At 43.3% G+C, this 14492-nt stretch carries 16 protein-coding genes and 1 pseudogene; 5 read left to right on the top strand and 12 right to left on the bottom strand.

The genetic code is table 11. The features are described 5' to 3' along the window. Positions 1–28: 28 nt before the first annotated feature. The 9 genes and pseudogenes from DWZ03_RS03305 to DWZ03_RS03265 all read right to left on the bottom strand — a co-directional run bounded on the left by DWZ03_RS03305 (position 29) and on the right by DWZ03_RS03265 (position 9023). Entirely contained in the window at positions 29–1315 is a 1287-nt protein-coding gene (locus DWZ03_RS03305) for a hypothetical protein (RefSeq protein WP_120128823.1), read from the bottom strand. Next, positions 1308–2297, bottom strand: coding sequence for a glycosyltransferase family 2 protein (locus DWZ03_RS03300; RefSeq protein ID WP_165859845.1), 990 nt, complete (start codon positions 2295–2297; stop codon positions 1308–1310). Before DWZ03_RS03300 ends, DWZ03_RS03305 begins: the two co-directional genes overlap by 8 nt. A gap of 1 nt (position 2298) precedes the next feature. Then, a complete protein-coding gene (locus DWZ03_RS03295) occupies positions 2299–3021 on the bottom strand; it encodes a glycosyltransferase family 25 protein (RefSeq protein WP_133303139.1) in 723 nt (240 codons plus the stop codon). 20 nt (positions 3022–3041) lie between these two features. After that, on the bottom strand, positions 3042–3767 hold the full coding sequence (locus tag DWZ03_RS03290) for a LicD family protein (protein WP_120128815.1): 726 nt from the start codon (positions 3765–3767) through the stop codon (positions 3042–3044). Between the two features lie 57 nt (positions 3768–3824). Then, entirely contained in the window at positions 3825–5321 is a 1497-nt protein-coding gene (locus DWZ03_RS03285; protein ID WP_130080418.1) for a flippase, read from the bottom strand. Positions 5322–5745: 424 nt separating this feature from the next. Continuing rightward, positions 5746–5872: pseudogene (locus DWZ03_RS20440) on the bottom strand (LicD family protein); the annotation flags it as partial. Between the two features lie 287 nt (positions 5873–6159). Then, entirely contained in the window at positions 6160–6804 is a 645-nt protein-coding gene (locus DWZ03_RS03275; RefSeq protein WP_120128806.1) for a GNAT family N-acetyltransferase, read from the bottom strand. Between the two features lie 96 nt (positions 6805–6900). Beyond that, entirely contained in the window at positions 6901–8712 is a 1812-nt protein-coding gene (locus tag DWZ03_RS03270; protein ID WP_117681708.1) for an aminotransferase class I/II-fold pyridoxal phosphate-dependent enzyme, read from the bottom strand. Positions 8713–8867: 155 nt separating this feature from the next. Continuing rightward, positions 8868–9023, bottom strand: a complete 156-nt coding sequence (locus DWZ03_RS03265; RefSeq protein WP_120128804.1) for a helix-turn-helix domain-containing protein — start codon at positions 9021–9023, stop codon at positions 8868–8870. Positions 9024–9144: 121 nt separating this feature from the next. On the opposite strand from DWZ03_RS03265, the gene DWZ03_RS03260 reads away from it, so the two are divergent. Both DWZ03_RS03260 and DWZ03_RS03255 read left to right on the top strand, forming a co-directional pair. Next, a complete protein-coding gene (locus DWZ03_RS03260; RefSeq protein ID WP_229081911.1) occupies positions 9145–9756 on the top strand; it encodes a BT4734/BF3469 family protein in 612 nt (203 codons plus the stop codon). 19 nt (positions 9757–9775) lie between these two features. Further along, a complete protein-coding gene (locus DWZ03_RS03255) occupies positions 9776–11593 on the top strand; it encodes a DUF3987 domain-containing protein (protein ID WP_120128801.1) in 1818 nt (605 codons plus the stop codon). A 157-nt stretch (positions 11594–11750) separates the two neighbouring features. Here DWZ03_RS03255 and DWZ03_RS03250 read toward each other — a convergent pair whose 3' ends face one another. Beyond that, complete coding sequence (locus DWZ03_RS03250) at positions 11751–11969, bottom strand: DUF4248 domain-containing protein (RefSeq protein WP_117681711.1); 219 nt, start codon at positions 11967–11969, stop codon at positions 11751–11753. Between the two features lie 213 nt (positions 11970–12182). Between DWZ03_RS03250 and DWZ03_RS03245 the strand changes: the two genes are divergently transcribed. From DWZ03_RS03245 to DWZ03_RS03240, 3 genes are read left to right on the top strand one after another with little or no spacing between them, the layout of a single operon-like run. Next, on the top strand, positions 12183–12665 hold the full coding sequence (locus tag DWZ03_RS03245; protein ID WP_120128798.1) for a DNA-binding protein: 483 nt from the start codon (positions 12183–12185) through the stop codon (positions 12663–12665). A gap of 32 nt (positions 12666–12697) precedes the next feature. Continuing rightward, the gene (locus DWZ03_RS19920) at positions 12698–12805 is read left to right on the top strand and encodes a smalltalk protein (protein ID WP_151874538.1); all 108 of its coding nucleotides are present in this window, start codon (positions 12698–12700) and stop codon (positions 12803–12805) included. A gap of 3 nt (positions 12806–12808) precedes the next feature. Continuing rightward, positions 12809–13222, top strand: coding sequence for an N-acetylmuramoyl-L-alanine amidase (locus DWZ03_RS03240; RefSeq protein WP_120128795.1), 414 nt, complete (start codon positions 12809–12811; stop codon positions 13220–13222). A gap of 19 nt (positions 13223–13241) precedes the next feature. Here the strand turns inward: DWZ03_RS03240 and DWZ03_RS03235 are convergent, their stop codons facing one another. Beyond that, positions 13242–13724, bottom strand: coding sequence for a UpxZ family transcription anti-terminator antagonist (locus DWZ03_RS03235; protein WP_120128793.1), 483 nt, complete (start codon positions 13722–13724; stop codon positions 13242–13244). 43 nt (positions 13725–13767) lie between these two features. After that, positions 13768–14304, bottom strand: coding sequence for a UpxY family transcription antiterminator (locus DWZ03_RS03230; protein ID WP_117681681.1), 537 nt, complete (start codon positions 14302–14304; stop codon positions 13768–13770). Positions 14305–14492 lie beyond the last annotated feature (188 nt).

Raw genomic sequence — 14492 nt, 5'->3', positions numbered from 1 at the left:
TCCCTATTTTGACGAACACAGTTATTAATTATCTTCTTCGAGAGAAGAAGGATTCATGTTTCTGTTCCTGATATTCGCAATAATAAAAATAGCCCAATAAAAATACGATGGAAACAGCCATCTTATTAAAGCCGATAGTCATGGCTTTAAATTCCATCAAAAATAAATAAGTAGTTAAACACAATCTGTATATTGTTACATTCCACTTATACTTTTTATCCTCAGATATTACTTTTATCGGGCTCAAAAGAAAAAGTTGATATAAAATCAGCACCATATATCCTACAATACCCCAATAAAACAAATTACGCATAACGCCGATGTCTATATGTTTATAATAGGAACCAGTCAATGGATCTGTAAAATATCCGGTACCGATTAGCACTTCTATAGGAGTAATAGTTACCTCCCACATTTCTTGCAATCGATCCGTAGAACCGGTAGAAAACTCATCATTATAAAATAGCTTATAAAAGGGCTCGAAAGCGAAGGGAAACACATTCTCGACCAAGTGTATGGATATAGCAGGGAATAAAATATAAAATAATAGACAAGTAACCACTATAAACAGAAGTATCTTTATTATTATAAGTATCTTGTAAATTCCTCCACGATTGGCATTTAGAAAAAACAGAATGACACCAAACAGTGCACCGACAAAGCCAGTCCTGCCGGCAAACATTGTTCCTGCCAAAAGAACAACCCCTGTTATGATTTTATATACATTGATTCCATCCAACAAATATCTTTTTACATAAATAATATATAGCAATCCAAAGGCAAGCCCCAAACTCCACCCGGTTCCCGCTGCCAATGCCAGTCCCCGTCTTCCCGCTTCATTTGTTTGCAATTCATAAGCCCTATTGAAAGGCAGCAAAGCCGAGGCAAAAGGAGGGGTAACCGAAGCTACTATTTCTATAATGGACTGTACGAAAAATGCATATACAATATATTTCTCAATGTCAAAAGCAGTTATATGATAGCGTCTTCTCAACTCGGTCACAATAACGATACCCATTGATAAATGAATCATCTGTCCGAACATTGTTTTCACATAAGAATAGTCAAAAGTGACATGTAAAGCACTATATGCTAATCCTGCAAAAATAATGAGGGTAAGAAATGATAAAGTACGTACCGAGTAAACATCTTGATGGAAATAAGCCTTGTCATGCAGGTAAAGATAAAGAAAAGGGACGGCTATAATGACAGAACTGGTGATGGGACCGATTATATAAAATGAAAAAACATAGCAAAATACAGTAGCCACACATGCTATCTCTTTCAGAGTAACTATCTTTTTAAATTCAAGCATAAACTTTAGCCAAACAAATCTTTATCCATCTACTCCCGTAAGCCATCACATTAAACGCAAAAAGCATCCTCCAAGATGCGAGTTTCAATGCGATACGCCAATAACCGGACATTTCTTTATAGGTCAATATACAAGCATTTGCTTCCGGATATAAATCACTCCATTTTTTTTGTTGTTCCCCTTTGCTATTTAACAACAGACATAGTCTTACAGTCAATTTCATATAACACAGCTCATGATTCAGTTCTTCTAAATCATTATCGTATAAAAAGATTTCAAGCCTTTTTATTGCTTCTATCTGGTTTCGGAGAGATTTTTCAGACATACGTTGCGTATATGAGTTTGCATTGAACTGTACATAATGATAATAAGCTTTAGGCAAATACACAATTTTCGCAGAATGGAAGCAAAGCGAGATGGTTGTCAATACATCCTCCCACATATTCACACCATCAGGAAAAGATATATTATTCTCTACATAAATTGCTTTTCTGACCAATTTATTCCAAGTACCACAGTGTAACTCTCCAGCCAACATTTTTTTTACACAAAACAAAGGATTGTCCGGATAGTTTTGCTCTTGAATAGAAGTGTGGTCTGCGCATTCATAATAAAAATCTGTAACTACAATGTCCGCATCCGTTTCTTTAGCTTTGGCATACATTGCCTTATACATATCCGGTTCAACCCAATCGTCACTGTCACAATGTATGATATACTCTCCTTGGGCTATCTGTAATCCCGTATTTCTTACAGCTGCTGAACCGGAATTCTGTGTGTGATGAATTATCCGTATGTTTTCCAGCCGTTCAGGATAATCTGTCAGAACCCGTTGAAGAATTTCCATACTGTGATCGGGAGTACAATCATCTACAAAAATATATTCTATATCCATTAATGTTTGTTCCATTAAAGAACGTGCACAATGCTCTATATATTTTTCTACATTATAAACCGGAATGATAACGGATACCTTAATCATATTATGCTTCTTCAAAATGTCCTATAAACTTTAAAAACTTCATTGTTGACAAACGTGGTAAATTGAGTAATTTCCATTTCAGACTTTTATTTCTGCCTGGCTCTACATTGACAGTGGTTGTCAAATCACCATCCCATAGCTGATTTATCAGGTGTGGTAAAACAGCTTGCAGTTTCACACCTTTATGACGGATGTAATACCAGTCATCCGCAGTGATATAAGGGCGTGTCTCTATCAAAAGCTTTGCCGCAGCGAGGTTTATCACATACGAGTGAGTCAAGAAAGCATCATACACATTAGCCAGCTTGTACTCTCCTTCCAGATGAGTTATATTGCCATACCAATACCACCCCGACAATAAAACAACCGTAGGAATGTCTGTCTGCATCATCTCTCCTATTTTTTCCAATGCGGCTTTAATATCCACAGACAAAGAAATATCATCTTCCAATATAAGGGCATACGGAAGACGTTCCTCCACAATCTTCTTATAGCATTTCTGGTGGCTGAGCGTACAGCCTATTTCGCCCGGACGGACTTTTACCGAGTAGCGCTTCTCAAATTCCTTTTCATCAAACGCTGCTGTCCGTTCGTCCGGACTCATGTTCCTCCCGTCCACAGCATTAATATACTCTACATTCAAAAATGGAAGTTTTCGGCATTGTCCTTCCATGTAGATTCGTCTATCTACAGAACGCTTTAAATTGATGATGTATGTTCTCATTTTTCCAGCCTTTTGGAATCTTATTTCCAAATTAATGTACCTATTTTATCTTTCATTAATGCTGTATTTTGTGCTTTGAAAAATGAATCCCAATCAGAATCAGGTTCCATATAATTCCCATAATGTGCTTTCAGATGTTCATCATAATTCGATGGAATTTTCACTGTAAGTCCTAAGAAACTGTGATTACTAAACCCTTGATATGGAAACGTATCTTTCATAGTCCAAAAACCTCCCACCTCATCCATAAACTCACGTGGCAATCTATCTGGATCTGTCACAAATTCATAACAATACATCTTATTGCCATATTCTGATAGATGAAAATAGAAAATATCAATAGAAACTCCTTGCAATGTATAAGTTTCCTCCAAAGCTTCTTGACCATCATCTACCATAATATGGCGACTTCTTTTGAAGCCATGTCTTGCCAGATGTTTCTCTAAATTCTTGGGGCGATCTTTTAGAAACATACCCACATCAATATCATCATCGTGTGCAATAAAACCGTTTTCACGGACAGCTCCGATTAGAGTACCAAAATCAAGCCAACATAAACAATCAATATCTTTCAATGCCTCATAAAAGAGTGTCAATACCGTATGAGCACGCTCATGAAATGCTTTCTTTTTATATAAAGATACATGATATTTATATTTTCTATACGGCTTCAAAAATAGGAAACGTAATACCTTATTTGCATGGAATCTATCTGCCAATCGATAGATAAAGCTGAAATCTTTCATTGTTTTAGTATGTTTATTCAATTAATATCACAGAAAAGTCTTAAAGGTCAAGTCCGATTAACTACGCAACATAAACGGAGAGACAACTATATTCTTAACTTTTTGAACTATCGTTTGAAAAATCTCATCTTTCGATAGATGAAGACACAAGCTATATAGCATTATGCAACTAATGATAGAAAGCGCAAAACTTAACCATTCATTTGTTGAGTAGTGTTTAATTCCGTATGTTACAGGGACAAACAATAATGCAAAAAAGAAATATCGTAAGGTCTGTTTACAGAATATCAAAACTTGAATATGTAAATATCGCTTTATATAATAGAATTCAGTAACAAGCACCCCAAATTCCATACATAAAGTCGAAAGTATTGCTGTCATAGGGGAAAGTACACCCCAACGAAACAAGAAATAATTGCAAACTAAATTTCCTATTCCCCATACAATATTGATAATTACTACTATTTTTTCTCTGTTGTGCAGAAACAATATCTGTGTCGCTGTAATATTCTCTATTAAAAGAGTGACTATTCGGACAGCAAACACACTAAGTGGATAAACGGCTGCAAGATATTGCTCACCGGCAAATAATGTCACAATATCTTTGCCCAACAAGCATAAACCCACAGACAAGGGTAAAGACAGTAAAAAGCCCACACGAACCAATTTTTGCAAATTATCCCGATAGAGCGAGACATCATTACTTAGATAATAAGAAAGCCGGGGTAAAGACACATAGGTTATTGTAATCAATAAAGCACGTATCATCTCCATTATCCGCTGCCCCACAGAATAATAGGCTACGCTTTGACTGCCTTCAAAGCTACCTAACATTATGCGGTCCAGTACAGTATAAAACATATTGCTATTCTTCAAAATTAATATAAAGAATAAAGCAGGAAGATATTTCTGCAAATCGTACCGAGAAAAACGGATAGAGAGTAATTTGAAATGAGTGTACCGTTTAGAATAAATAAAGCTACATATATAATTTAAAAAGTTGGAAACTACAATCAAAGCAGCATATTTCCATAAATCATCCGGTGTTTTGATTACAAGAAAAATTGCAGCAACATAGAGCAAACGTATGATAGCTGTTTTTATAGTAATGAAGCGGAAGTCTTCGAATGCCTCATTTATCCATTCTGTATAAAAAATATTAGCTATTATACTCAAACTGAAAACCAGCATTAAGCGAAACAGCGGTGTATCATGAAAGACACCAAATGCTAATGCTACAAAAATACCACATACGAAAAGATTACTAAATATTCCAATGGAAAATAAGGACGAATAAATTTCATTCACTTTCTCGCTGTCATCTCTTATGCGACTTATCTCCCTTATGCCATAAGTATATATACCCAATGCTCCACAAAGATTGAAATAACAGAACAAAGTATTGGCATATTCAAAATTCCCCATAGCCTCCGGCGAAAGCACTCTATATATATAAGGAATAGTTACTATGGGAACAATCAAGTTGAAAATATTCAGTAATCCCTTATAGATGGAGTTCTTGACTAAAGAAACAGACTGCCTACCCTTTTCCATTGATTTCAATATTCATGAATCAAGTTATAATCAATTATTGCAGGAGTCCGCTTCTCTTCTGTCAGCATTCTTTTGTTCGTAAACAACCCCCATTGTGCATAATAATGTTTGTTCCAGTCTGTTCCATAATAAATATTCAGTGGAGACAAAGTATTGGGAGCATAAACTTTTCTACCATAAAAAGAGACTTCTCGCAATGGGAATATTTCATCTTTAGCAGCCTTGAAATCATGGTAGTCCACTTCATTTCCGTTTATTGTATAACAGAACAAATCCACATGCAAAGTATTTGTCTGTGAAAAAAACATTTTTATCACATCTCCATAGAGTTCTGTATATTCTATCGCTATGCGATAAGGAGTCCCGCTTTCTTGCGCTTGTGAGGTCAGTATATTATAAATATGACTCATATCATTCTTATCAATACTAATATCCACATCTGTATCCCAAGGGATAATGCCTCCTTGATGTCTGACAGCTCCCAATAGAGTTCCGTAATTTATATGATAAGAAACCCCATGGCATCGCAAAACCTTGTCTATCCAAAACATCAATTCCACTAAATGTGAAGCGCAGCATATAGGGATATTGCCTCCTAATACGTCATACCGATAGTTTCTTGAATGTTTGTCTGATTCACAACGCAGAGAATGAGCAGTACATTGTGTGTCTTTACCACAAAACATACGAAAAAAACAAGCTTCTACATATAAAAGCAAGTTATGCAACTTGATGCACCAAGATATGGGTAATACCTTCTTTAGTATTCTTTTCATCATATATTTATATTTTCGTGTAGTTATAGAATTCAAAAAATGCTTGTAATATACAACCGGTACTATACAAATAATCGTTTAATACATCTTATTAATGCAGGTGGGAGACAAGACAAAACCACTCCACATGCAGTTCTGCTCCCATCTTCGTTATATCTCAATTTGCAGAGCCAAGCTGAACGTTTAAATCTTCTTTCGGCTTCCTCATCGCTTATCTCAAATTCAGGACGTAGAGCCCTTTGAAAGCACACCGAATAATAGTTTGTCTTGGGCCACGATGCCATTCCAACCACCTTGCATCCATAACTCTTGTGAAAGGCAATAACATGTGTTGCTTTGATACTTGTACCAGTTACATAGATATTCATCCCCATCTCTTGTAGTTTTTCCATACATACAGTAGATAGCCTATAACCAAAATGTTGACCTTTATATTGAGGAGCGATGGCACTGATTCTTCCTTCTGCAATTTTAGTATTGTGATTAGGGCAGACAAGTTTGAAGGCTATAATTGTATTGTTGTCTTCAATATAAAAACAAATACAGCCTTTTATACATTCCAGCCATTTTGAAGGAGTCATAGAACAAGGGGGCATTTGGATATCCCTGTCCTTATGCTCTTCAAATGCTTTCACACATAAATCCGAGAATTCCTGAGCACGATTAACTAAGAATTCTTCGTCACAGATTTTAATTTCGTATTTCATATTTTTGTAGATAAAGTACTTTTGGATATACTATTCCTATCCCGTAAGCGTCCAAAAAAGGCGTCTTACCTGTTTCTGCCAGTATTTTCCACTTTTTCACAATCTTTTCATCGCTTCCACCAGTCTCTCGTTATCCGCTCTTCCCCTCACCGCTATCCTCACGTAATTTCCTCCTTGAAATGCCTTCTTTGTCCCGCAATCCTTTATTAGGATATTATGTTCTTTCAGGAGTATATCCGTCAAGTCGTGGGATGTAAAACGCCCTATTACTTCACACAAAAAGTAATTTGCTTCCGAGGGAATCACACGAAGAAAATCAATATCTTGAAGAGTCCGGAAAAAATGTTCGCGTTCAGCAATGAAGTCCCGGCAAGCCTTTTGATAATCCTTTTCATACTTTCCATAAATCTGCATGTAGAACTCTGCAAATGAGTTGATATTCCAGATAGAAACATCCTTCCGCATTTTATTTATCAGCTCCATGTCCGAAGTCGCTGCCATTCCAAGACGCAGTCCCGGAACCCCGTACGACTTAGAGATACTCTTAATGACAACCAAATGAGGATTATCCGCCAACATCGGGTTGTTGAGTAACGATATATTTTCTCCACTACGGGCAAAATCGAGGAAAGACTCATCAATAATAAGACGAATGCCACGTTCCCTACTCCATTCCAAGAGAACCATCACTTCGTCTTTTGATAATAAATTTCCCGAGGGATTATCCGGATTGATAATTAACAAGGCTTCCAAATCCTTATTTCCGAAAAAGTGGCGGATGTCTTCACTTGTATAGGAGAAATCCTTGTTCTGCGGAATATAGGCTACGATGTTCATCGTTTCTTTCCGATTGGGATACTCCTCAAATGTAGGATAAATCACTCCAACGTTTCCCTTCAAGTGTTCCATCAGGCTTTTTATCAGTTCGGCTGCCCCGTTGCCCACACAAACATATTGTTGTCTGATATTGAAATATTTGCCCATCAACAGTGCATTCACATTCATTCCCGATGGATATTCAGTGAGCAATGTATCAAAGTTGGCACGCAGTTCGTTTTTCATCTTTTCCGGAGGAAAGAACGGGTTTACCAGATAGCAGAAATCCAGTAGATGAGGAAAACGCCAGTAACCGCCATAACGCTGTTGATAGCGAGGCAGTTTATCTCCGGACTCAGCAAATAGGGTTTCGGCAATATCCAAATCCTGTATATCATCCACCTCATACCACTTTTCCGTTTCTTTGAGTGGTATTCCTTTCAAGCCGGTTTTGTCCAGCATGGCCAGCACGCGGAGCACGGATTCATAATACTCATTATTTCCCATTGCTTTGCTATAGGCTTCCAGAAAAGGGATGTATTTTTCTTTGGAAAAACCTTTGCTGAACTTATATACATTGACCGTTTTGTAATAACGGCTAATGTCATTAAAATCGAATGCCGATTTAGGAATAAAGTTCACTATGTTTTCATCCTTATCCAGCAGAACTACCGTACCGTCCATCCAACTCTCAAATTTGGCTACGGCGGCCAGATTGGGACGGTTATCCTCTATCATCCGCTTGAATATATCCACACAGAATATCATATCCGACTCCACCAGCAGTGTATCATCTTCAGCCAATTCTTTCTTAGCAAGAGCCAGTGAATAAATATTGTTGGTTTGGTCGTATATGGGATTCTCCACATATACCAAAGGTATATCACCATAGCTGGTACCGAGATAGTCACGCAACTTCTTGCCTTCGTAACCAATAACCAGTACTATACGTTGCAAGGAGAGCTGCGATAATTGTTCCAGTAGGCGGTCAATGAGACGTATCCCATTGACCTTTACCATACATTTAGTGTTATTGCTTGTCAACTCTCCCAAGCGGCGGCCCAATCCGGCAGCCAATATAATAACTTGCATAAATTCAGTTCTTATTTAATAGAATTCTATGTACTTTATCGAAGATTTTGAGTAGTTTTTCTATCCTCCCGCCATCCCCATCCAAAACTCGCGGAATTCTTCTTCCGTCATGGCTTCTTGCAGATAATCAAGGAGTTTCAGGACACGGTCGTGTCTTATACCAGCCCTTTTTTAATCTTCTGATACGTACTGAGGCTCATGTGTACGGCTGCGCAAAGCCCCTTTTGCGTGATGTGCAGCTGCATGCGTGCATACTCGATTTTCTCTCCCCACAGAAGGGAGTCCAGCGAATGTTCAATCAAACAATTCATAATTTTAAGTTTAATATAATTAAAAATAACACAAATAGTGTATCAAGGTTACAGTAGAGGTGTAATACCTTACGAAAAAGAGTGTCTAACTTCACCGGAAATTTTAAAACAAAAAGCAATAATGAATGAATTCAGAATGTCTCTCTTCCTCGCACCCATATCACCGGTGAAGGACGATGAGACGGGAAAAGTAGTGAAGCCTGCAACACTGACTCCCTACAAAACAACTGACTTACAAGAAGTTTACAAAATCATCACCACAAACGAACAACTAAAGCAACTTACCGGGCAAGTGCGCATGGCTGTAGAAAGCGGCGACACACAAGCCTGCCGACGACTGAAGCAAGAGAACCTCCCCTACGTTACCCCCTGCGGCGTATTCACCCGCCGACGGAGCGACTGCCTGACGGAGACCTCCGGACTGGTGGTAGTGGATGTGGACCACCTCCAATCCCTCGCCGAAGCCGAAGCCCTGCGGCAAAGACTGTTCGATGACCCTTATCTCTGTCCCGCCCTGGTATTCGTCAGCCCCACCGGAAGGGGGGTAAAGGCATTCGTTCCCTGCCCGCACGGACAAAATCCTGCCGAGGGGATACAATGGGCCATGAACTACGTCCACTGCATGTACGACGCCGAAAACACGCAACCCGGACAAGGGGTGGACACGTCGGGAAAGGACGTGGTACGGGCGTGCTTCCTCTGCCACGATGAGGGGGCGCTGATGAAATTATAAATTACTAATTACTAAAACAATGGAATCATTATCTTCATTGCATCTGCTGACCGAAGCCGTCAGAGGTGCCGGAGCCGACATAGCCCCAACCTATCAAGAGTACATCCAACTTGCCTTTGCCATTGCCACAGATTGTGGAGAGGTCGGACGGCAGGATTTCCTGACCTTGTGCAGCCTATCGCCCAAGTACGACCGACGTGCCGCCGACAAGCTCTTCAGTAACGCCCTGCGTAACGGACGGAACAACGTCCACCTGGGCACCGCCTTCCACCTGGCCGAGCTGTGCGGCGTAAAGCTACGTTCCGATGTTCCGTCCGACACATACACTACATTCGCTCAAAAAGACACTGCTTCGCAAAAAGGTGCAGGTGCAAAGGTGCAACCTTCTCCTCACACACACACGTGTACGTGTAAGGAGGAAGAAAATTCCGAAATGCCGGGCAGCGACCCGCGCGTCTCGCTGCCCACCTTCGACGGGCACTCCGGCTGGCCTTATCCCCTGGAGGAGATTTTGAAGGCGGGCACTTCACCTGCGCAGCGCGACGTGCTGCTCTTGGGCGCCCTCACCGTACTGGGGGCCGGCATGGGGCGCAACGTACGCAGCTCCTACGGAGGCAAGATGGTGTCTCCCAGCCTGCAGACCTTCGTCGTGGCGCTGCCGGCAGCAGGCAAAGGCATCCTCTCGCTGGTGCGGCTGCTGGCCGAACCCATCCACGACGAAATACGCCAGGCCGTCACTGAAAGCATGAAGAGCTACCGCCGCGAAAAAGCCGCATACGACGCCATGGGCAAAGAGCGCGGCAAAGCCGAAATACCCGAAATGCCGCTCAACAAGATGTTCCTTATCTCCGGTAACAACACCGGAACCGGCATCCTGCAAAATATCATCGACTCCGACGGCACCGGACTGATATGCGAAAGCGAGGCGGACACCATCTCCGCCGCCATCGGCTCGGAATACGGACACTGGAGCGACACCATGCGCAAGGCCTTCGACCACGACCGCCTCTCCTACAACCGACGCACCAACCAGGAATACCTCGAAGTGAAGAAGACCTACCTCTCCGTACTGCTTTCCGGCACTCCGGCACAAGTAAAACCACTGATTCCCAGTTCCGAGAACGGACTATTCTCCCGCGAACTGTTCTACTACATGCCCGCCATACACCGCTGGCAGAGCCAGTTCGACAAAGACGACCACGACCTCGAGGAGACCTTCAGGGCCTTGGGCAGGGAGTGGAAAGAGAAGCGGGAGGAGATTGTTATGAACGGCATCTTCACCCTGCGCCTCACGGACGGACAGAAGGATGAATTCAACCGTATCTTCTCCTCCCTCTTCGTCCGCTCCGGACTTGCCAACGGCAACGAGATGTCCGGCAGCGTGGCGCGTCTCGCCATCAACATCTGCCGCATAATGGAGGTGGTGGCCATGCTTCGCGCACAAGAGCGGGGGGCAATCACTTCCTCTCCCTGCGTCTCGCCCGACCCCGGTACCGCCGCAGACAATATCAAGGACCGCATCGTCAGTCTGTGGGACCTCACCATCACTCCCGATGACTTCCATGCCGTGCTGGCACTAGCCGAAAGCCTTTACCGACACAGCACCCACATACTCTCCTTCCTGCCCAACAACGAAGTCGTCAGCCGCGGCAATGCCGACCGTGACGAGCTGATAGGCTGCATGGGCGAAGAGTTCACCCGCTCCTCCTATCTGCAGAAGGCAGAAGAGATGGGCATCAAGTTCGAGACTGCCACCAGCTGGCTGAAAAGGCTCTGCAAGAACGGACTGGTGGAGAAGACAGATGACAAGGGTGTCTATCGGAAACCGCAAGCATGACACCGGCCGCACCTCGCGCATACACACGTATGTGTGTGCGTGTGTGTGTAAGGAAGGCGGTGCACTTTTGCACCTTACACCCTTTAAACACCAAGGCACAGAGTAAACCTCTATACTGTGTTCGTAAACCTCCACTCTGTGTCCGCAAACCCTAGCTTCAGGGTTCGCCCAGCGCAGCCACTATCAGCCCCACCTGGGCGGGTGTGTAGCTGCGCGAGCGGGCGGATCCGCCTTGTAACAGAAGATTCTCACGCAGACCCGGATAGAGGTCAATCCACTGCCGCAGTTTACGGAAAGCGGCGTCGGGGCAAAGATGGGGACTATAGAGCAGGGCCAGTTCGGTACGCCCGTAGGTACGGATTACAAAAGAGTTCATGGTTCTTGTATCTTGATTTATTTCTTACAAATATAGCCATAAAACACGACATGTTCAAACCCTGGAAGGTAAATAACCGGAGATAACCGACCATAACCGACACCAACCTACGATAACCCGTAAATGCCTATGGGCACCCCCTTATCTTTGCATTGTTGAATTCAACCCGAGAACATCCGATTTTAATTTTTAACTTTTAAATTTCAATTGTTTATGATTCGTTACAAAAAGTATCAAATGACGGGCGAGAACAGCCCACTGAAAGGCCTCTGGTATGCGCGTCCCGTCATCGAAGAGACGTATGACACCGAACGTCTGGCAAAGCACATGGCAAACCACAACACCCCCTACTCCGCCGGTGTCGTCAAGGGTGTCCTTACCGACATGATTTCGTGCATCAAGGAGCTTATCCTTGACGGCAAGAATGTAAAGCTGGACGACCTCGCCATCTTCTCCGTAGGCATTGTCAGCAGGAAAGGGGCGGCATCGGCTGCCGACTTCACGCTGGCGGACAATGTGAAGGGTCTGAAGCTCCGTGCCCGTGCCACGGGGGAGTTGAGCAACGCACAGATCAACCTGGAAGGCCAGATGAAGGAGGCGGCAGTCTACAATCCCGACGGAGGTACCACCGAAGGCGGTGGCGGTAATCCGGGCGGAGGTTCGGACGGGGACCAGGGAGAGAATCCGCTGGGGTGAAAATAATTACAAATTATTAATTACTAATCACTATGGGAGAAACGAAAAAATCAAAATCCGTGTGGGGCATTGTCCTCAAAGTAATCATCACTGTGGCAACCGCTATTGCGGGGGCCTTAGGTTTCAGTTCCTGCAAGTAGCGTATGCGTACCGTTACACTGTTTGTTGTTCATTGCTCGGCCACGCCTCAGGGCGTGAGCCTGGGCTTTGAAGATTGCCGGAGAGACCACATCCGTCACCGTGGGTTCAAGGATATCGGGTATCATTTCTACGTCACCCGTGACGGCGAGATTCACCGCGGTCGCCCGTTGGAGAAAATCGGTGCACATTGCCTCCATCACAACCGCCACTCCATCGGCATCTGCTATGAAGGGGGGCTGGATGCCGCAAGTTGTCCTGCCGATACCCGCACGCTGGAACAGAAGGCTTCGTTGCTGGCACTGCTGCGAGAGTTGAAACGGGTCTTTCCACACGCACTGATTGTGGGGCACCATGATTTGAATCCGCAAAAGGATTGTCCGTGTTTCGATGCAGAAAAGGAGTATAGGGGGCTGTAAAAGGCTCCCTATTTTTCAATCACACGTACTCCCACGGATACGGATTATCCATCACATTGCGAAATTCGGCAATCGCCTCCTGCTGTTCGACGGAAAGCGTGGCAGAATCCCAGGAATTGATAATGGCTTGTGCTTCGTCGGCCAGCGGTTGGTCGAACACCTCGCCGTAGCAGGCGGTGAGCAGACGCAGTTTCAGCAGCGACGGGGGAAGCGCGTCGAGGATGTCCCAGCAGAGGTCCAGCACCTGCTGTATGTGTTCCTGCTTCTCACCGTGGTCGATGAAAGAGGTGTTGTAACCCATCAAGAGCGCGAGGTAGATGTTGGCCGTTTCTTCCGGATTGGCACCTTTTGTGCGCGAGGCATACAATGCCGTAGCCAGGCGATAGACTTCGCCATTACGACGTGACAAGTCGTCACTATACACCGGACTGCCGTCCGTACCTAAATACATCAGTTCGTGTGCGAGGCACTGGAGAGTGACCGCTTGTTCGGAAAGAGACATAGACTATTAAAGAATTAAGAATTAAAAATTAAAACGATTAAAGTCAGCTGATTACTTCGATAAGGTCGGGATGGATGGTGGCCATGGCCACAACGATAACACCCTGCACCTCGATGACAACACGACGGTCGCGTGCACCTTTCACTTTCAAGAAGATACCCTCCTGCCCTTCGAATTCACCGCCCGTGATACGCACCTTGGTGCCTTTCTTCAGATTCACCTCCTCGGGCTTGAAGTAGAGAAGATGGTCGCTGTAACTGCCGGCAACGGCAATGAAGCGTTTCATTTGCTCGTCGGGAACAATGATTTTGCTGCCGGTGCAACGGTCGTTGATGTATTGCAGATAGGTGACCAGAGACTTGACACGCTTCACCTCTGAAGGACGTGCATGGACAAAGACCAGATTGCGTATAACGGGAACTTGAACACGGATTTTCTTTCCCCGCTTGACAACAGTTTCGTATCTCATAGGGACGAAACAGCCTAATTTCTCCTTTTCGAGCAGGCGGATAGCATCCAGCTCTCTGCGGTAGGTGGCACGCATGGCATGCCAAATTTCGGTCTCTTTCTCCTGCTCCATTCTCCTGTTTTTCTTATAGAAGGATATTCTTCCGGGGCTTTGAATTTCTCGCATCAAACTGAAATTCAATCATTTACAAGTGAATACCATAAAATATAACGGATTTTAGTATTCCTTTTATTCCAAATTTGTTCTGGTACACTTATCTTACAGATAAGATACTATAAACGAATGAGTTATATGCACAC

The sequence above is a fragment of the Bacteroides sp. AF29-11 genome (assembly GCF_003602895.1).
Taxonomy (GTDB): domain Bacteria; phylum Bacteroidota; class Bacteroidia; order Bacteroidales; family Bacteroidaceae; genus Bacteroides; species Bacteroides uniformis.
Note: the sequence above shows the minus strand (reverse complement) of the source record. Positions and strands in the feature narration are given on the sequence as shown.

Coding starts and splice junctions, on each gene's coding strand:
- DWZ03_RS03295 (WP_133303139.1), bottom strand. CDS start 3,021: ATGAGAACATACATCATCAATTTAAAGCGTTCTGTAGATAGACGAATC.
- DWZ03_RS03275 (WP_120128806.1), bottom strand. CDS start 6,804: ATGAAATACGAAATTAAAATCTGTGACGAAGAATTCTTAGTTAATCGT.
- DWZ03_RS03240 (WP_120128795.1), top strand. CDS start 12,809: ATGCGTACCGTTACACTGTTTGTTGTTCATTGCTCGGCCACGCCTCAG.
- DWZ03_RS03290 (WP_120128815.1), bottom strand. CDS start 3,767: ATGAAAGATTTCAGCTTTATCTATCGATTGGCAGATAGATTCCATGCA.
- DWZ03_RS19920 (WP_151874538.1), top strand. CDS start 12,698: ATGGGAGAAACGAAAAAATCAAAATCCGTGTGGGGCATTGTCCTCAAA.
- DWZ03_RS03255 (WP_120128801.1), top strand. CDS start 9,776: ATGGAATCATTATCTTCATTGCATCTGCTGACCGAAGCCGTCAGAGGT.
- DWZ03_RS03285 (WP_130080418.1), bottom strand. CDS start 5,321: ATGGAAAAGGGTAGGCAGTCTGTTTCTTTAGTCAAGAACTCCATCTAT.
- DWZ03_RS03245 (WP_120128798.1), top strand. CDS start 12,183: ATGATTCGTTACAAAAAGTATCAAATGACGGGCGAGAACAGCCCACTG.
- DWZ03_RS03250 (WP_117681711.1), bottom strand. CDS start 11,969: ATGAACTCTTTTGTAATCCGTACCTACGGGCGTACCGAACTGGCCCTG.
- DWZ03_RS03305 (WP_120128823.1), bottom strand. CDS start 1,315: ATGCTTGAATTTAAAAAGATAGTTACTCTGAAAGAGATAGCATGTGTG.
- DWZ03_RS03265 (WP_120128804.1), bottom strand. CDS start 9,023: ATGAATTGTTTGATTGAACATTCGCTGGACTCCCTTCTGTGGGGAGAG.
- DWZ03_RS03270 (WP_117681708.1), bottom strand. CDS start 8,712: ATGCAAGTTATTATATTGGCTGCCGGATTGGGCCGCCGCTTGGGAGAG.
- DWZ03_RS03230 (WP_117681681.1), bottom strand. CDS start 14,304: ATGGAGCAGGAGAAAGAGACCGAAATTTGGCATGCCATGCGTGCCACC.
- DWZ03_RS03260 (WP_229081911.1), top strand. CDS start 9,145: ATGAATGAATTCAGAATGTCTCTCTTCCTCGCACCCATATCACCGGTG.
- DWZ03_RS03235 (WP_120128793.1), bottom strand. CDS start 13,724: ATGTCTCTTTCCGAACAAGCGGTCACTCTCCAGTGCCTCGCACACGAA.
- DWZ03_RS03300 (WP_165859845.1), bottom strand. CDS start 2,297: ATGATTAAGGTATCCGTTATCATTCCGGTTTATAATGTAGAAAAATAT.